General features: G+C 74.8%; 19 protein-coding genes. 3 read left to right on the top strand and 16 right to left on the bottom strand.

The genetic code is table 11. The features are described from left to right. Positions 1 to 13: 13 nt before the first annotated feature. Genes KZX45_RS18770 through KZX45_RS18785 form a run of 4 tightly spaced genes read right to left on the bottom strand, consistent with a single transcriptional unit; the run spans position 14 to position 4192 of the window. Positions 14 to 1000: an ABC transporter ATP-binding protein gene (locus tag KZX45_RS18770; protein WP_248259282.1), complete on the bottom strand. Its 987-nt coding sequence runs from the start codon at positions 998 to 1000 to the stop codon at positions 14 to 16. Continuing rightward, positions 997 to 2136 carry an iron chelate uptake ABC transporter family permease subunit gene (locus tag KZX45_RS18775; protein ID WP_248259283.1) on the bottom strand — a complete coding sequence of 380 codons (1140 nt, stop codon included), beginning with the start codon at positions 2134 to 2136 and terminating at the stop codon, positions 997 to 999. Before KZX45_RS18775 ends, KZX45_RS18770 begins: the two co-directional genes overlap by 4 nt. Then, complete coding sequence (locus tag KZX45_RS18780) at positions 2133 to 3182, bottom strand: iron ABC transporter permease (RefSeq protein WP_248259284.1); 1050 nt, start codon at positions 3180 to 3182, stop codon at positions 2133 to 2135. Before KZX45_RS18780 ends, KZX45_RS18775 begins: the two co-directional genes overlap by 4 nt. Before the next feature lie 11 nt (positions 3183 to 3193). Continuing rightward, entirely contained in the window at positions 3194 to 4192 is a 999-nt protein-coding gene (locus KZX45_RS18785) for a siderophore-interacting protein (RefSeq protein ID WP_248259285.1), read from the bottom strand. 108 nt (positions 4193 to 4300) lie between these two features. On the opposite strand from KZX45_RS18785, the gene KZX45_RS18790 reads away from it, so the two are divergent. The 3 genes from KZX45_RS18790 (at position 4301) to KZX45_RS18800 (ending at position 6966) form a co-directional block, all read left to right on the top strand. Then, complete coding sequence (locus KZX45_RS18790) at positions 4301 to 4747, top strand: CBS domain-containing protein (RefSeq protein ID WP_248259286.1); 447 nt, start codon at positions 4301 to 4303, stop codon at positions 4745 to 4747. Between the two features lie 85 nt (positions 4748 to 4832). Beyond that, entirely contained in the window at positions 4833 to 5741 is a 909-nt protein-coding gene (locus KZX45_RS18795) for a PfkB family carbohydrate kinase (RefSeq protein ID WP_248259287.1), read from the top strand. Between the two features lie 10 nt (positions 5742 to 5751). After that, entirely contained in the window at positions 5752 to 6966 is a 1215-nt protein-coding gene (locus KZX45_RS18800) for an MFS transporter (RefSeq protein WP_248259288.1), read from the top strand. A gap of 67 nt (positions 6967 to 7033) precedes the next feature. On the opposite strand, the gene KZX45_RS18805 is transcribed toward KZX45_RS18800, so the two are convergent. From KZX45_RS18805 to KZX45_RS18860, 12 genes are all read right to left on the bottom strand, one after another. Continuing rightward, positions 7034 to 7714, bottom strand: a complete 681-nt coding sequence (locus KZX45_RS18805; RefSeq protein ID WP_248259289.1) for a nucleoside/nucleotide kinase family protein — start codon at positions 7712 to 7714, stop codon at positions 7034 to 7036. Beyond that, entirely contained in the window at positions 7711 to 8619 is a 909-nt protein-coding gene (locus tag KZX45_RS18810; RefSeq protein WP_248259290.1) for an RNA methyltransferase, read from the bottom strand. Before KZX45_RS18810 ends, KZX45_RS18805 begins: the two co-directional genes overlap by 4 nt. Positions 8620 to 8657: 38 nt before the next feature. Continuing rightward, positions 8658 to 9038 (bottom strand): 50S ribosomal protein L20, encoded by a 381-nt coding sequence (rplT, locus tag KZX45_RS18815; protein ID WP_248259291.1) that lies wholly within the window; start codon positions 9036 to 9038, stop codon positions 8658 to 8660. 27 nt (positions 9039 to 9065) lie between these two features. After that, a complete protein-coding gene (gene rpmI, locus KZX45_RS18820) occupies positions 9066 to 9260 on the bottom strand; it encodes a 50S ribosomal protein L35 (RefSeq protein ID WP_248259292.1) in 195 nt (64 codons plus the stop codon). Positions 9261 to 9355: 95 nt separating this feature from the next. Next, positions 9356 to 10009: a translation initiation factor IF-3 gene (gene infC / locus KZX45_RS18825; RefSeq protein WP_248259317.1), complete on the bottom strand. Its 654-nt coding sequence runs from the start codon at positions 10007 to 10009 to the stop codon at positions 9356 to 9358. Positions 10010 to 10372: 363 nt separating this feature from the next. Continuing rightward, on the bottom strand, positions 10373 to 12469 hold the full coding sequence (locus KZX45_RS18830; RefSeq protein WP_248259293.1) for an NAD(+) synthase: 2097 nt from the start codon (positions 12467 to 12469) through the stop codon (positions 10373 to 10375). Positions 12470 to 12568: 99 nt separating this feature from the next. After that, positions 12569 to 13429, bottom strand: coding sequence for an SseB family protein (locus KZX45_RS18835; RefSeq protein ID WP_248259294.1), 861 nt, complete (start codon positions 13427 to 13429; stop codon positions 12569 to 12571). Beyond that, positions 13426 to 14160 carry a bifunctional 1-(5-phosphoribosyl)-5-((5-phosphoribosylamino)methylideneamino)imidazole-4-carboxamide isomerase/phosphoribosylanthranilate isomerase PriA gene (gene priA / locus KZX45_RS18840; RefSeq protein WP_248259295.1) on the bottom strand — a complete coding sequence of 245 codons (735 nt, stop codon included), beginning with the start codon at positions 14158 to 14160 and terminating at the stop codon, positions 13426 to 13428. The genes KZX45_RS18835 and priA overlap by 4 nt, the downstream gene beginning before the upstream one ends. A gap of 13 nt (positions 14161 to 14173) precedes the next feature. Then, entirely contained in the window at positions 14174 to 14818 is a 645-nt protein-coding gene (hisH, locus tag KZX45_RS18845; protein ID WP_248259296.1) for an imidazole glycerol phosphate synthase subunit HisH, read from the bottom strand. Beyond that, a complete protein-coding gene (locus KZX45_RS18850; protein WP_248259297.1) occupies positions 14815 to 15552 on the bottom strand; it encodes a hypothetical protein in 738 nt (245 codons plus the stop codon). Before KZX45_RS18850 ends, hisH begins: the two co-directional genes overlap by 4 nt. Further along, positions 15549 to 16184, bottom strand: a complete 636-nt coding sequence (gene hisB / locus KZX45_RS18855; protein ID WP_248259298.1) for an imidazoleglycerol-phosphate dehydratase HisB — start codon at positions 16182 to 16184, stop codon at positions 15549 to 15551. The genes KZX45_RS18850 and hisB overlap by 4 nt, the downstream gene beginning before the upstream one ends. Then, the gene (locus KZX45_RS18860; RefSeq protein WP_248259299.1) at positions 16181 to 17332 is read right to left on the bottom strand and encodes a histidinol-phosphate transaminase; all 1152 of its coding nucleotides are present in this window, start codon (positions 17330 to 17332) and stop codon (positions 16181 to 16183) included. Before KZX45_RS18860 ends, hisB begins: the two co-directional genes overlap by 4 nt. Between the last annotated feature and the right edge of the window lie 10 nt (positions 17333 to 17342).

The raw sequence follows: 17342 nt of genomic DNA on the forward strand, positions 1-17342 counted from the left end.
GGGGCCGACCAGGTCAGCCCGCCCGGGCGGGCGCCGCGGCGGAGCCGGTGGCGCTGGACGCCCCGGCGGGGTGAGACCTCGCGGCAGAGCCGGACGCCCCGGCGGAGCCAGGCCCCGGGGCGGAGCCGGACGCCCCGGCGGAGCCAGGCGTCCCGTCGGAGCCGGGCTGCACGGCGGAGCCAGGCGTGGTCTGCGCGCCGTGGAACCGCCCGATGGGCACCACCATGGGCGAGCCGCAGACCGGGTCGGGCAGGATCCGCGCCTCGACGCCGAACGCCCGGCCCACCAGCTCCGCGGTGAGCACCTCCGCCGGCGCACCGGTGGCGAGCACCTGCCCGTGGGCCATGACCACGAGGTGGTCGGCGTAGCGGGCGGCCATGTTGAGGTCGTGCAGCACCATGACCACGGTGGTCCCACGGTCCCGGTTCTGCTCGTGGAGCAGATCCAGGACGTCGATCTGGTGGGCGACGTCGAGGAAGGTGGTGGGCTCGTCCAGGAGCAGGACGTCCGGGTCCTGGGCGAGGGCCATCGCGATCCACACGCGCTGGCGCTGCCCGCCGGAGAGCTCCTCCACCCGTCGCGACGCGAGGTCGAGGGTGGCCGTCGCCTCCAGCGCGGCCCGCACCACGGCGTCGTCCGTGGACGTCCACTGCCGGAACCAGCCCTGGTGCGGGTACCGGCCCCGGCCGACGAGGTCGGCCACCGTGATGCCCTCCGGCGCGGTCGCGGACTGGGGCAGGATGCCGATCGTGCGGGCGACCTCCTTGGCGGGCCGTTCGTGGACGGGCCGCCCGTCGAGGACGACGACGCCGGAGCGCGGCCGCAGCAGACGTGCGAGTCCGCGCAGCAGGGTCGACTTGCCGCACCCGTTCGCGCCCACGATCGCGGTGACCGCGCCGGCGGGGACCTCGAGGTCGAGGTCACGGACGACGAGATCGCCGTCGTAGGCGAGGCTCAGGGCCTCGGCGCGGAGCTCGTGCTCGGGTCTGCGTCCGCTCATGTGCCGCGTCCTCCCCGGTTGGCGGTGGCGAGGAGCCACAGCAGGTAGGGAGCCCCGAGGACTCCGGTGACGATGCCGACCGGCACCTGCAGGCCGAGCAGGTGCTGCCCGGCGAGATCGGCCCCGAGGACGAGGGCGACGCCGACCAGGGCCGACGGCACCAGCGCGAGCCCCGCCGTCGGAAGGAGGCGCCGGGCCACCGGGGCGGAGACGAAGGCGACGAAGGCGACCGGTCCGGCGGCGGCGGTGGCCGCGGCAGCGAGGGCGACGGCGAGCGCGAGGGCGGTCAGCCGGGTCACCTCGACCCGGACCCCGAGTCCACCGGCGGTGTCGTCGCCGAGCTGGAGGATCCGCACCCGAGGGGCCAGCAGCCAGACGGCGGGGAGGAGCACCAGGACCGCGACGGCCAGCGCGGCGACGTCGGCCCACGCCGGGGTGCCGAGGCTGCCCACCATCCACACCAGCGCCTCGCGAACGTCGTTGACCGCGGCGCGCGAGATCAGGTAGCCGAGGCCGGCGTTGACGAGGAAGGCGACGGCCACCCCGACCAGCACGAACCGGTAGCCGCTCACGCCCGAGCGCCAGGCCAGGGCGTAGATCGCGACCGCGGCGGCCACCGCTCCACCGAGGGCGGCGAGGGAGACGGCGGTGCCGGAGAGACCGCCCAGCAGGATCGCGGCGGCGGCGGCGAGCGACGCCCCGCCGCTGACCCCGAGGATGTCGGGGCTGGCCAGCGGGTTTCGCAGCGTCGTCTGGAACAGCGCGCCGGCCAGGGCGAACGCCGCCCCGACAAGAATGCCGAGGAGCAGCCGCGGGAGGCGCAGCCGGAAGACGACGAAGTTCTCCCCGCTCTCGCCGCCGCCGACGAGGGTGCGCAGCAGGTCCGGCGCGGACATGGCGTTGTCGACCGCCAGGTGCAGCCACACGAGGGTGAGCACGAGGGCGACGAGCACCGCGACGACGACCCGCGAGCGGGTGCCGGTGCGTCGGGATCGGCCGCCGACGACGTCGGGGGTCGACGACGCGACGCCCGGCCGGACGGTGCCGGGGTGGTCCGCGGTTCGGGGTCCACCCGGCCGGGGTCCGCGGGGTCCCGGCCCGTGCGTCGGGTCCGCGAGGGCGCGCGCGCCGTTCACAGCCCGGCCAGCTTCACGCGCCGCACGATCGCGATCAGGACCGGCGCCCCGACGACGGCGACCACGATGCCCGCCTCGAGCTCGCCCGGCCGTACCACGAGCCGCCCGACCACGTCCGCCGCGATGAGCAGGGCGGGGCCGAGCACCGTCGCGAACGGCAGGATCCACCGGTGGTCCGGCCCGGTGAACGGGCGGATCACGTGCGGCACGACCAGACCGACGAAGACGATGGGGCCCGCGAGCGCGGTCGCGGAGCCCGCGAGGAGCACGATCGCCGTCGCCGCCATGCCCCGGGCGAGGTGAAGGTTCTGCCCGAGGCCGCGTGCGACGTCGTCGCCCAGGGCTAGGAGGTTGAGGGTCCGCCCGGCGGTCAGGGCGAGAACCGCCCCGACGACGAGGAAGGGGACGAGCGGCAGCAGCGCGTCCGTCCCGCGGCCGGCGAGGGAGCCGACGGACCAGCGGCGGTAGCTGTTGAGGGTGTCGGCGTCGGCGATGAGCACGAGCGTGATGAGGGACGTCGCTCCGGCCGTCACCGCCGTGCCGGCGAGCGCGAGCTTCACGGGGGTGGCACCGTCGCGGCCGATCGCCCCGACTCCGTAGACGAGCGCAGCCGCCAACGCCGCGCCGGCGAGGGCGAACCAGATGTAGGCGCCGGGGCTCGTCACCCCCAGCAGGGTGATCGCCAGGACGACGGCGAGCGACGCGCCCGCGTTGACCCCCAGCAGCCCGGGGTCGGCGAGCGGGTTGCGCGTGACGCCCTGCATGACGGTGCCGGCCAGCCCGAGGGCGGCGCCGGCCACCAGGCCGACGACGGTGCGGGGCACGCGCTGGTCCATCACGACGTCGTGGTCCGCGTCGCCCGGGACCCGGTGCGCGAGCGCGTCGAGGACGTCTGCGGGCGCGACGTCGCGGGCCCCGAGCGCCAGGGAGGCGAGCACGACGACGCCGAGCAGGGCGACGGCGGCGAGCAGACCGGTGCGCAGCGCGGCGCCGCCGCGGATCGCCGGGGCGGCCGCGGGTCCGCGGCCGTCGAGGACGGTGGTCATCCGGGCGGGTCCTACTGCGCCTCGGCGCGGCCGAGACGCCAGTACCCCATGAACGCGACCCGGCGGCGGCACACACCGACCTCGGAGACGAGGAGCCGGCGCAAGGACTTGACCGTGCCCGCCTCGCCGGCGAACCAGGCGTAGAAGTCGCTGCCGCAGCGGGCGCCCCGCCCGCAGCGGTCGTGCGGGAGCACGCGCACGACCGGGGAGTCCCAGAGGAGCTCGTGGTCGACGTCGACGTCCTCCAGCAGCTGCTCCTCCGACGCGAGCGCGGAGGCGACCACGCGGGCGTTCCCGCCGATCCACTCGCTCACGGCCGGGACGAGCAGCGCCCCGTGCGGCCGGCTCTCGCGGGCCAGCCAGGTGATCTCGGCGTGCTCGGGCAGTGCCGGGTCGAGGATGTCCGCGTCGCCGGGGACCTCGACGAACGCGCGCGCCCGGCGCCCGGCGGGCAGCGTCTCGAGGATGGAGCAGATGGCGGGGACGGCGGTCTCATCCCCGGCGAGCAGCAGCTCGGTCGCGGTGCCGGGCGCCCAGTCGATGCCGATGTGCGACTCGCGGGAGCGGGCGTCGGGACCGACCAGGATCACCTCGTCACCGGGGGCGGCCTCGGCGGCCCAGCGGCCGGCGGGTCCGGCGTCGTCATGGACGACCATGTCGACGTCGACCTCACGGCGCTCGGGTCGCACGTGACGGACCGTGTAGGTGCGGAAGGGCCCGCGCTCGTCGTCGGGAAGGTCGCGCCAGCGGGCGTACCACGTGCCGGCCCGGAGCGTCTCGGGGTCGTCGGCGCCGACGTCGGGGAGTCTGCCGTCGAGCGGGAGGACGAGCTTCACCCGCTGGTCGAGGCCGTCGGTGCCGAACCAGCGCAGCTCCTCGCCCGCGAAGGTGACCCGGGTGAAGTGCGGCGAGAGCCGGGCGACGCGAGCCACGCGCACGGCGAACGGGCGGTACGCGGGGCGGTCGTCCTTGACGACCTCGGACGTGACCCGCGTCGCTGAGGTAAGCATTGCCTAACCATATAACGCCACTCGCGAGTGCCGTAAATACCCGGCGGGTATCCCGGTATCGAACGCGCATGACCTGGATCACATTGCGGAAAGGCAGTATCTTCGGGTATGCGCATCTCCGACGTGCTCCGACGCAAGGGTGACGACGTGGTCACCATCCGCCGCGACGCGACGGTCGCCGAGCTCCTGGACCTGCTGACCGAGCACCGCATCGGCGCGGTGGTCGTCTCGGACGGCGAGGGTCGGGTGGACGGCATCGTCAGCGAGCGGGACGTGGTCCTCCATCTCAGGCGCGCCGCCGCACCGCCGCTGGAGGAGAAGGTGGGGGCGATCATGACCACCGAGGTCACCACCTGCACCCCCGAGGACGACATCGAGAGCCTCGCGCGCACGATGACCGAGCGGCGCGTCCGCCACCTGCCCGTCGTGGTGGACGGGCGGCTGGCGGGCATCGTCAGCATCGGCGACATCGTCAAGCAGCGGCTCGACGAGCTGCAGGACGAGCGCGACCAGCTCGTCGACTACGTCCAGCAGGGACGCCCCGCGCCCCACTGACGTCCGCCCCGGACGGCGCGCCGTCCGCGCCGCACCGTCGCGCCGCGCGACGGCCAGCGGCCGGCGCACGTGGGACGATCGGGCCGTGGGAGCGCGACGCGTGGTGTGCTGCGGCCTGACGACGATCGACGTCACGCAGGTGGTCGAGCACGTCCCCGGGCCCGACGAGAAGGTGGTCGCCCGCTCGCTCGCCGTCGAGGTCGGCGGTCCGGCGGCCAACGCCGCACGCACCGCTGCCGCCCTGGGGTCACCGACCACGCTCGTGACCGCACTCGGTGCGGGCGGGCTCGCCGACCTCGCGCGCGCCGAGCTCGCCGCGGCGGGTGTGACGGTCCTCGATCTCGCGGACGACGGCGACCCTCCCGTCTCCACGGTCCTCGTCACCCGCGGCACCGGCGAGCGCGCCGTCGTCTCGACCAACGCCGTCGGGCGCCGGGTGGCCGCTCCCCCGCCGGACGTCCTCGACGGCGCCGGCGCCCTGCTCGTGGACGGTCACCTGCTCGGTGCGCAGGTCTCGCTGGCCTCGTCCGCCCGGGCCGGAGGGACCGCCGTGATCCTCGACGGCGGCTCCTGGAAGGACGGCCTGGAGGCCCTGCTGGCGCACGTCGACCTGGCGGTCCTCTCCGCCGACCTCGTGCCGCCGGGCGTAACGAGTACGGCGGGGACGCCCGACGACGACGCCGTGCTCGCGGCGGTGGCCCGCCTCGGTCCGGCGCTCGTCGCCCGCTCGCACGGCGGCGGCCCGGTGGCCGTGCTCCACGCCGGCGCCCGGACGAAGCTCTCCGTGCCGGCCGTCGAGGTCGTGGACACGCTCGGCGCCGGCGACGTGCTGCACGGCGCCACCGCAGCCGCCCTCGCGGCCGGCGAGCCGTGGCTGGACGCCCTCGCCGCGGGCGTCACCGTCGCCAACCGGTCGGTGCAGCACCCGGGGGCGCTCGGGTGGGCGGCGGCCGCGGCGCGGACCAGTGCGGACCGGCCCGCGGGAAGCGGATAGCGTCCGCCCCATGACTCCCCCGCCGGACCGCCCGCGCCGCGGCGTCGCGCCGTGGGTGCCGGCGGCGCTGGTGCTGACGCTCGTCGGCTGGGGCGGGAACCAGTTCACGCCCCTGATGCTGCTCTACCGCGACGCGCTCGGGCTCTCCTCGGTGACCGTCAACGCCGTCCTGGGCGTGTACGTGCTGGGTCTGATCCCGGCGCTGCTGCTGGGCGGGCCCGCGTCGGACCGGCACGGCCGGCGCCCGGTCACGACCTGGGCCGTCCTCCTGGCGCTCCTCGGCTCGGCGATCATGGCGGCCGGCCCGCTGGGTCTCTGGCTGCTCTTCCCCGGGCGGTTCGTCACCGGGGTCTCGGTGGGGCTCGCCATGGCGGCCGCGACCAGCTGGGTCAAGGAGCTCTCCGCCCCGCCCTTCGACCACGCCGCCCCCGGCGCCGGCGCCCGGCGCGCGTCGGTCGCGCTGACGGCGGGGTTCGGGCTCGGCCCGGTCCTCACCGCGGCGATGGCCGAGTGGGCCCCGGCCCCGGAGGTGCTGCCGTACCTGCTGCACCTGGCGATCACGCTCCCTGGGCTGCTCGTGCTGCGGGGCCTGCCGGAGCCGTCCCTGCTCAGCCCCCGCCGCGCGGCGCCGCGCCGGCTGGCGGCCCGCTCGGCCCGCTCGGCGCGCTTCCGCCGGGTCGTCGCCCCGGCCGCGCCGTGGGTCTTCGGCGTCAACGCGGTCTCCTTCGCCGTCGTCCCGCTGGTGCTGTCCTCGGCGGTGGGCGGCCACGTGCTGGCGTACTCGACCGTGCTGATCGCCCTGACCTTCGGCGCCGGGGTCGCCGTGCAGCCCCTCGCGCGGCGCCTCGACGACCGGACCAGCGCACGAGCGCTGCTGGTGGCGCTCGGCGTCGTGATCGTGGGACTCGGCGTGACCGCGGTGACCGCGGCGACGGCGAACCCGTGGCTCGGGATGGTGGGCTCGGTGATCCTGGGCGCGTCCTACGGCATCAGCCTGGTCTCCGGGCTGCAGGAGGTCCAGCGGATCGCCGGCCCCGACGACCTCGGCGCCCTCACCGGGATCTTCTACGCGCTCGGCTACGTCGGCTTCCTGCTCCCCACGGCCCTGGCGCTGCTGGCCGGGTGGTTCGACTACGTGGCGATGCTGACGGCCCTGGTGCTGATCGCGGGGCTGTGCCTCGCCGTCGTCGCCCGTTCCTCGCGGGTCGGGCTGCCGGAGGCCTGATCGGCCGGGCGGCCCGCGGTCGGGCGTCCCGGCGAGTGGACCGCGAGGTCGGCCGGGCGGCGAACGCTCAGGCGTCCCGCCAGCGGACCACGAGGTCGGCCCGGCCGCGCGTGCTCGCCACCAGCTCGGCGTTGCGCTCGTCCGACCCGCCGGCGAACGCCGCGGCCACCTCCGGCGGCCGGCCGTGCGCGAGGTGCCGGGCGAGCAGCCGGGCCCGGCGGGCGTCCTCGTCGACCGACACGTACCAGATCTCGTCGAGCAGGCGGCGCAGCCGCTGCCACGGCTCCGTCGGCAGCAGCAGGTAGTTGCCCTCGGTGAGGACCACCGGCACGTCCGCCGGCACCGGGACGGCGCTGCCGATCGGCTCCTCGAGGTGGCGGTCGAACAGCGGCGCGTAGACGACCGGCGAGTCGGGACGCTGGACGCGGATGCGCCGGACCAGGGCGACGTAGCCCTCGGCGTCGAAGGTGTCGGGGGCGCCCTTGCGGTCCGCGCGGCCGAGCCGCTCGAGCTCCGCCTGGGCGAGGTGGTACCCGTCCATCCCGACGACCGCCGACGTCGTGCCCACGCTCGCGAGCGCCTCCGCGAGCAAGGACGCCAGCGTGGACTTGCCCGCGCCGGGCGCCCCGACGATGCCGATGAACGCCCGACCGTGCCGCTCGGGCCCACCGGCGGCCCGGACCTGCCGGACGCGTTCGATCAGGGCGTCCAGGTGCCCGGGACCGGCGTGCACCGTCCCCGGGCTCATGCCTGGCGCTGCGCCCGGGCGGACGCGTAGAGACACACCGTGGCGGCCGTGGCGAGGTTGAGGGACTCCGCCAGGCCGTGGATCGGCACCCGGACGGCGGCGTCGCACAGGGCCCGTTCCTCCTCGGTGAGGCCGTGGGCCTCGTTGCCGAAGACCCAGACGGTCGGGCCGGTGAGGTCCGGGGCCACCAGGGCGGTCGCGCTCAGCTCGTCCTCGGCCACCGGGAGGCCGGGCAGCCCGGCGCGGTCCTGCAGGTCGTCGAGGTCCCACTCCCCCGCGCCGTCGGCCGCGAGGACCACGGGCGCGGACATGCCGCGCAGCGACGCCAGGACGGACGCCAGGTCGTGGCCGGTGACGACGGGGAGGTGGAACAGCGAGCCGGCGGTGGACCGCACGACCTTGGGGTTGGTCAGCTCCACGCTGCCGGCGGCGAGGACGACGGCGTCCGCGCCCGCGGCGTCGGCGGCGCGGATCACCGCGCCGGCGTTCCCCGGGTCGTTCACCCGGGCCAGGACGGCGACGAGCCGGGGGCCGGCGCCGTCGCGGAGGCCCTGGAGGTCGGCGAGGGCGGGGGTCGTCGTCGGGCCCTGCTCGTCGAGGACGGCGAGGACGCCCTGGGCGTCCTCACTCATCGCGTGGAGCACCTCGGGCGTGGCCGTGTGGACGTAGCACCCGCCGGCCCGGGCGGCCTCGAGGATCTCCGGGTGGCGTCCCGCGGCCTCCGGGGTCAGGTAGACGTCGCGGACCTGGGCGGGCGCGTGCCGGACGGCCTCGCGCACCCCCTGGGGACCCTCGACCACGAACTGGTGGTGCCGGGAACGCGCCGAGCGCCCGGACAGCCGGCTGACCCGTCGTACCCGCTCGGCGCGGGGGTTGGTCAGCTCGGTGTCCGGGCGCTCGGTCATGGCTTCATCCTGCCGCGAGGCAGGCAAGCGCCGTCGGCTCAGGCAGCCGGGGCGTTGACGTCCGCCGGCAGGGCCTCGCGGGCGGTGGCGACGAGCGCGTTGAACGCGGCGATGTCGGTCACGGCCAGCTCGGCGAGCATGCGGCGGTCCACCTCGACGCCAGCGGCCTTGAGGCCCTGGACGAAGCGGTTGTAGGTCATGCCCTCCGCGCGGACCGCAGCGTTGATGCGCTGGATCCACAGCCGCCGGAAGTCACCCTTGCGGGCGCGACGGTCGCGGTAGGAGTAGGTCATCGAGTGAGTGACCTGCTCCTTCGCCTTGCGGTAGAGGCGCGAGCGCTGGCCGCGGTAGCCGCTGGCGCGCTCGAGGGTCGTACGGCGCTTCTTCTGGGCGTTGACCGCCCGCTTGACGCGTGCCACGTCAGTCTCCTAACAGTTGGGGCGGCGTTACTTGCCGAGCAGCTTCTTGATCGTCCGGACGTCGGCGGGCGCGACGGCCTGGTCCTGCGAGAGGCGGCGGGTCCGCTTGCTCGACTTGTGCTCGAGCAGGTGGCGCTTGTTGGCCTGCTCGCGCATCAGCTTCCCGCTGCCGGTGACCCGGAAGCGCTTCTTGGCACCGGAGTGCGTCTTGTTCTTCGGCATGTCCGTCCCTCTGTCGTCCGCGCCGCCTCGACGGCGCAGATCTGTCCTGCCCTGGACCCGGTGGGACCCAGGGCGTCTTGCACGTTTCGTGACCGTCAGGCGGTCTCGGTCGCCGTCCCCGTCTCGGGGGCGTCGGCCGGGGCACCGGCGTCAGCGGTCGCGGCACCCTCGTGCCGCTCGGCCTTCTTCGCTGCCCGCTCCTCCTCGCGCTTGCGGCGCTGCTCGACCATGGCCTCGGCCTTCTTCTTGTGCGGCCCGATGACCATCGTCATGTTGCGCCCGTCGAGGCGCGGGGAGGACTCGACCGAGCCCAGGTCGGCGACGTCCTCGGCCAGCCGCTGCAGCAGCCGCATGCCCATCTCGGGGCGGGACTGCTCGCGGCCGCGGAACATGATCATGACCTTGACCTTGTCGCCGCCCTTGAGGAACCGCACCACGTGACCCTTCTTGGTCTCGTAGTCGTGCGGGTCGATCTTCAGGCGGAACCGGATCTCCTTGAGCACGGTGTTCGCCTGGTTGCGACGGGCGTCGCGCTCCTTGATCGCCGACTCGTACTTGAACTTGCCGAAGTCCATGAGCTTGGCGACAGGCGGGTGCGCGTCCGGCGCGACCTCGACCAGGTCGAGGTCGGCCTCCTGCGCCAGGCGCAGGGCGTCCTCGACCCGGACAACGCCGACCTGCTCACCTGCGGGGCCGACGAGCCGGACCTCGGGAACGCGGATCCGGTCGTTGATGCGGGGCTCGCTGATGCTGTGCTCCTCTACGTCGTCGCTCGCGACCGCTGTAGGACGAAGAAGGCCTCCGTCGTGCAGTCGCACGCGGAGGCCTCGAGGTCTGTGCCGCACGTGGACGCCTGAGGCGGCCCCGTACGGGCACGGCCGAGGGCGAGCCCTCGGCGACCTGAACCCGGACTCTGTTCCGCCTGGCGGCGGTGCGAGACCAAGGTGGGAGAATCTCCGCTTGCGCACCAGGGACTGCTCCCTGGCCGGTCAGTGGACAAGACTAGCACGGGCGACGACGGCGGGCCGGGGCGAGGTGCGTGGTCCCGGCCACAGCCGCGCGCGACGGCGGGACGCGGGTTCCCGCCGACGTCCCCTCGGCCAGCCCGTCGGTCAGGAGTGCCTGCCGCCCGCCGGCCGCGCCTCCTGCGGCGCGGGCAGCATCTGCTCGAGCTCCTCGAGCCAGGCGTGGGCCTTGCTGTCCGACGGCGCCCGCCACTCCCCGCGCGGGGACAGCGCCCCGCCGGCCATGACCTTCGGGCCGTTGGGGAGCGCCGTCCGCTTGAACTGGGCGAAGCCGAAGAACCGCTTGAGGAAGACCTCGAGCCAGCGGCGGATCTCGGACAGGTCGTACGCGAAGTGCGCGTCCTCCGGGAAGCCCGGCGGCCACTGCCCGGCCTCGGCGTCCCGCCAGGCGTGGTGGGCGAGGAAGGCGATCTTGCTCGGCCGGAACCCGTGACGCAGCACGTAGAACAGGGTGAAGTCGTGGAGATTGTAGGGGCCGATCGAGGCCTCGGTGCTCTGCACCTCCTCGTCCTCGCCCGCGGGGACGAGCTCGGGCGTGATCCTCGTGTCCAGCACGGACTGCAGGACCTCGGTGGCGTGCTCGTCGACCTCGCCGGAGGCGATGACCCAGCGCACGAGGTGCTGGATGAGGGTCTTGGGCACCCCGGTGTTGACGGCGTAGTGCGACATCTGGTCGCCGACGCCGTAGGTGCACCACCCGAGCGCCATCTCGGAGAGGTCGCCGGTGCCGACGACGATGCCGTTGTTGGCGTTCGCCAGCCGGAAGAGGTAGTCGGTGCGCAGCCCGGCCTGGACGTTCTCGAAGGTGACGTCGTAGACCGGCTCGCCCTGGGCGAAGGGGTGCCCCATCTTCTCGAGCATCTCCCGGGCCGCCGGCCTGATGTCGATCTCCTCGAAGGTGATCCCCAGCGCCTCGCCGAGGGCGTAGGCGTTGGACTTCGTGTGCTCGCTCGTGGCGAAGCCCGGGAGCGTGTACCCGAGGATGTCCGTGCGCGGGCGCCCGAGCCGGTCCATCGCGCGCGCCGCCACCAGGAGCGCGTGCGTGGAGTCCAGGCCGCCGGAGACGCCGATGACGAGCTTCGGCTCGCCGATGTACCGCATCCGCTGCTCGAGCGCGGAGACCTGGATGTTGAAGGCCTCGTAGCAGTCCAGGGCGAGGCGCTCGGGGTCGTCCGGGACGAACGGGAAGCGGTCCACGTGGCGCCGCAGCCCGACGTCGGTGCGTGGCGCGTCGAGGGTGAAGGGCACCGCCCGGAAGGCGTCCGTGCGGGCGGCGTGGGTGCGGCGGTTGTCGTCGAAGGTGCCCATGCGCATCCGCTCCTGCCGCAGCAGGTCGACGTCGACGTCGGCCACGGCCCGCCGCGGCCCGTCGGGGAAACGCTCCGTCTCGACGAGGAGGACGCCGTTCTCGTAGATCATCGTCTGCCCGTCCCAGGACAGGTCGTTGCTCGACTCGCCCTGGCCGGCCGCCGCGTAGACGTAGGCGGCCAGGCAGCGGGAGGAGGCCGACCGGCACAGCAGGTGCCGGTCCTCGGCGCGGCCCACCGTGATCGGGCTGCCGGAGAGGTTGACCAGCACGGTCGCACCCGCCAGCGCCGCCTCGGCGCTCGGCGGGACAGGGACCCACATGTCCTCGCAGACCTCGACGTGCAGGACGAACCCCGGCACGTCGACCGCCTCGAAGAGCAGCTCGGTGCCGAACGGGACCGCGACGCCGCCGAGGGTGAGGACCTGCCCGCGCACGTCGTCGCCCGGCGCGAAGTGGCGCCGCTCGTAGAACTCCCGGTAGGTCGGGACCAGGGACTTGGGGACGACGCCGAGCACCTCGCCGCGGTGGATGACGACGGCGGTGTTGTACACGCGGTTGCGGTGGCGCAGCGGAGCGCCGACGACGAGCACGGGCAGCAGGTCCGCCGTCGCCCGGGCGATCTCGCCGACCGCCTCCACCACGCCGTCGAGCACGGCGTCCTGGAGGAAGAGGTCGTCGATGCTGTACCCGCTCAGGCACAGCTCCGGGAAGACGGCGAGCGCGACGGCGTCGTCGTGGCAGGCGCGGGCCTGCTCGATCACGACCTCGGCGTTGCGGCGCGGGTCGGCGATCGCGATCGGGATCGTGCAGGCGGCGGTGCGGACGAACCCGTGGTCGTAGGCGGAGTCGAAGCTTCGCGTGCTCGCGGATGTCATACGGCCGAGTCTGTCAGGGCGCGGCGCTCCCGCGCCTCCCGAGCGCGCGCCCGCGACGGCGACGGCGACGGCGACGGCGACGGCGACGGCCGGCACCGGTCAGGCGACCTGGGTGGGTGCGAGCTCGAGGGAGTCGACGCGCTCGCGCAGCACCGGGTGCTCCGACAGGGCGCGGCTGGTCCGCGCCACCACGTCGCGCAGCTGCTCCGGGCCCAGGCCGGCCCGGACGGCGACGACGACCCGCAGCTCGGCGGTGCCGCCGCGCTCCAGCCGGACGCCGACCAGCTCGGTGATGCCGCGCAGCGCCTCCACCGCCACGGCCGGCAGCTCGGGGTCGGCCCAGGACGGCGTCCACGGCAGCTGCTGGGCGAGCGCCCACACGGCCGGGCGCGGCACGAGGACGGTGACGTCGCTGCCGGGGTCGAGGACGAGCAGCGAGTCGCTCTCTCGCACGGCGGACAGCGCGGCGCGGGTGGCCTCGACCGGGACCGGCCGCGAGCCGGGGTTCCAGGCCTGCATCGCCGCGACGGAGGAGAAGACGGGCAGGGCGGAGCGGCCGTCGGGGGCGCGCACCGAGACCATGGCCGCGGACGCCATGGCGTCGCCGCTGCGGTCGCCCGTCCTGAACTTGTCCGCCGCGTGCGGGGCGACGTTGCCGTCGTCGTCCGTGCCCGGGTGCTCGTGCGCCACGACCGGCACGATGACGCGGCCGGTCCGCATCGCCTCGACGACGGCGACCACGCGTGCGCCGTCGTCCTCCTGCGCGAGGGCGGCCGCCATGGCGGGCTGGACCCGTCCGTCGTCGCCGGAGAAGGGGTTCGGCCTGAGCGCCCGGCCCGCCCAGGGCTGCCCGGCCGAGTCGGTCAGCGGGAGCCCGTGGCCGTGGCCGTGGCCCTGGCCGTGAGCGGCGTGGCCGCCCGGCTCCGTGCCGTGGCCGTGGGAGTCGTGCTGCGCGGTCACGGCCGTCCCGCGACGTCGAGCGCCTGGGAGAGGGTGAACGCACCGGCGTACAGCGCCTTGCCGACGATGGCGCCCTCGAGCCCCACCTCGGTGAGGCCGCGGAGGGTCTCGATGTCGTGCAGGTTCGCCACGCCGCCGGAGGCGACGACGGGGGCGTCGGTGCGGGCGCACACCTGCCGGAGCAGCTCGACGTTCGGGCCACGCAGGGTGCCGTCCTTGGTCACGTCGGTGACCACGTAGCGGGCGCACCCGTCGGCCTCGAGGCGCTCGAGCACCTCCCACAGGTCGCCGCCCTCCTTGGTCCAGCCGCGGGCGGCGAGGGTCGTGCCACGCACGTCCAGACCGACGGCGATGCGGTCGCCGTGGCGGGCGATGGCCCGTGCGGTCCACTCGGGGTTCTCCAGCGCCGCGGTGCCGAGGTTGACCCGGCGCGCGCCGGAGTCGAGGGCACGCTCGAGGGAGTCGTCGTCTCGAATGCCTCCCGAGAGCTCGACCTGCACGTCCAGCTCGGCCACGATGCGGGCGAGGAGCTCGTGGTTCGAGCCACGCCCGAACGCGGCGTCGAGGTCGACGAGGTGGATCCACTCCGCGCCCTCCTCCACCCAGGCGGCGGCGGCCTCGGCCGGGTCGCCGTAGGCGGTCTCGGACCCGGCCTCGCCCTGGAAGAGGCGGACGGCCTGCCCCTCCACGACGTCGACGGCGGGCAGCAGCTCCAGGCGCGGTGCGCTCATGTGTCTCTCTTCCTCAGCGGCCCAGGGAGGTGACCCAGTTGCGCAGCAGCTGGGCACCTGCGTCGCCGGACTTCTCGGGGTGGAACTGGGTTGCGCTCAGCGCGCCGTTCTCGACGGCGGCCACGAACGGCACGCCGTGCTCGGCCCACGTCACCAGGGGCGGCTCCAGCGGGGAACCGCCGCCCAGGGCCGCGGCCGGGTCGGTCTGCACGGCGTAGGAGTGGACGAAGTAGAACCGTTCGTCCGCGACGCCGTCGAAGAGGACCGACCCCTCCGGGGCGCGGACCGGGGACCAGCCCATGTGAGGCACCACGGGGGCCTCGAGCCGGACCACCTCGCCCGGCCACTGGTCCAGGCCCGGGGTGCGTACTCCGTGCTCGTCGCCGGCGGTGAACATCACCTGCAGGCCGACGCAGATGCCCAGGACCGGGCGTCCGCCGGCGAGGCGGCGCTCGATGAGCTGGTCGCCGCGCACGGCACGCAGCTGCTCCATGACGGCGGCGAAGGCGCCGACGCCGGGCACGACGAGGCCGTCCGCCTCCGCGACGGCGGTGGCGTCCGCGGTGAGCTCGACGTCGGCACCCACGCGCTCGAGCGCGCGCACGGCGGAGCGGACGTTCCCCGAGCCGTAGTCCAGGACGACGACGCGGCGGCTCACGGCTTCCTCCGGCGCAGGCCGCGCCCGAACATCCGGGCGGCCTTCCACCGCGGCAGGGTGCCGGAGCGCTGGTGGCCCTTGACGGCGTCGGGGCGCGTGCGGCCGAGGATGAGGTCCTCGATCACCTGGTCCGCGCCGGCGAGGATGAGGCCCGCCGGGACGTCACCCTCGGGCTCGCCCGAGGTGTACCGCCGGGCGCTGACCTGGCCCGAGAGCCCCGCCTCGATGCCGACGTCGGTGGCGAGGTCGGCCACGAGCAGCACGACGCCGGCCCGGGAGAGCCGCGAGAGGTTCTTCGCGAGGTCCTCGGCCTCGGGCGGGAACCCGCCCTCCTCCCCGCCGAGCAGCTGGGAGATGTCCCAGTCGTCGGCGGGCGCCTTGGGGGCGACCTCGAGCGCGGCGACCGCGCCGGAGGAGGAGGGGACGACGTCGACGTCGATGCCGGCCATGGCGCACAGACCCGCCAGGGCGGGCGCGGACGCGACGGGCGTCAGGACCAGGGCGAGCTTGCCGGGGATGGTGGGGGCGGCGGGTGCGGCGGGTGCGGATGCCTCGGTGGCGGGGTCGCCGGCCGTCGCGCCGTCGTCGGTCCGGTCGCTCGGTGCCCCGCCGTCCTCGGACCCGCGGGCGGGTGCGTCGGCCTCCGGCACGTCGTCGAGGGCGCGCAGCATCCGCTCGACGTCGGCCTCGGTCAGCGGGGCGTCGTCGCCGCGCGGGTCGCCGGGACTGGTCACAGAGCTCCCTTCGTGGAGGGCACGCCCTCGACGCGCGGGTCGAGGGCGACGGCGGCGCGCAGCGCGCGCGCGAGCGCCTTGAACTGGGCCTCGACGATGTGGTGCGGATCGCGGCCGGACAGCACGCGAACGTGCAGGCAGATGCCGGCGTGGTGCGCGATGGACTCGAGGACGTGACGCGTCAACGAGCCGGTGAAGTGACCGCCGATGAGGTGGTACTCCTGCCCGGCGGGCTCGCCGGAGTGCACGAGGTAGGGCCGGCCGGACACGTCCACGACGGCCTGCGCGAGGGCCTCGTCGAGCGGGACGAGGGCGTCGCCGAAGCGGGCGATGCCCTTCTTGTCCCCCAGCGCCTGGCGCAGCGCCTGGCCCAGGCTGATCGCGACGTCCTCGACCGTGTGGTGGGCGTCGATGTGGGTGTCGCCGGTGGCCTGCACGGTGAGGTCGATGAGCGAGTGCTTGCCCAGCGCGGTGAGCATGTGGTCGTAGAACGGCACGGTGGTGGAGATGTCCGTCCGCCCGCTCCCGTCGAGGTCGATCTCGACGACGACGTCGGACTCCGACGTCGTGCGCGCCACGCGCGCCGTCCGCCGCCCGGTCTGCGTCTGCTCTGCCTGCGTCTGCACGGTCACCAGCCCAGCACCTCCTCCAGCGCCGCCCGGAAGGCGGCCGTCTCCTGCGGCGTCCCGACGGACACGCGCAACCAGCCCTCGGGCCCGACCTCGCGGATCAGGACGCCGCGTTCCAGCAGACCATTCCACACCTCGTGGCGGTCGGGGAAAAGTCCGAACAGGACGAAGTTCGCGTCCGAGTCGGCCACGCGCAGCCCGTGCCCGCGCAGCCATTCCACCAGTTCGTCGCGCTCGGCGCGCAGCGAGGCGACCTGGCTCATGAGCTCGTCCCGGTGGCTCAGGGCGGCGAGCGCCGCGGCCTGGGTCACCGCGGAGAGGTGGTACGGCAGGCGCACCACGCGCAGGTGGTCCACCAGGGTCGACGTCGCGGCGAGGTAGCCCAGCCGGAGCCCGGCCATGCCGAACGCCTTGGACATCGTGCGGGACACGGCCAGGTGGGGGTGACGGTCCAGCACAGTCAGGGCGCTGGAGACGCCCTCCCGGCGGAACTCGCCGTAGGCCTCGTCGACGACGACGACGGCCGCCGTGGGGGCGCCGTCGTCCGCCTTGGGTCCCGCCGTCGCGGCCGCCTCGCAGATCGCCTCGACGGCCTCCAGCGGCAGCGCGGTGCCGGTGGGGTTGTTGGGGCTGGCCAGGAGGATGACCGCGGGCCGGTGCTCGGCGATCTGCTCGCGCGCGTGGTTGAGGTCGAGGGTGAAGTCCTCCGCGCGGCGGCCGGCGACCCACTCGGTCAGGGTGTCGCGGGCGTACTCGGGGTACATCGAGTAGGTGGGTGCGAAGGACAGCACCTTGCGCCCCGGGCCGCCGAAGGCCTGGAGCAGGTGGAGCATGACCTCGTTGGAGCCGTTGGCGGCCCAGATCTGCGACGCCGCGAGCGAGACCCCGGACTCGACGCGCAGGTACTCGGCCAGCTCGGCGCGCAGCTCGTGGAAATCGCGGTCGGGGTAGCGGTTCAGCCCGTGCGCGGCCCTGGCCACGGCGTCGGCGATGTCCGCGACGACCGCCTCGGACGGCGGGTACGGGTTCTCGTTGACGTTGAGCAGCACGGGGACGTCCAGCTGCGGCGCACCGTAGGGCTCGAGGCCCTCCAGGCCCGGGCGCAGCGGCAGGCGGACCTGCGCGGTGGGGGTCTCGGCGGGGGTGGTCACGGAGGGAAGT

The organism is Georgenia sp. EYE_87, assembly GCF_023148685.1.
GTDB lineage: Bacteria > Actinomycetota > Actinomycetes > Actinomycetales > Actinomycetaceae > Georgenia.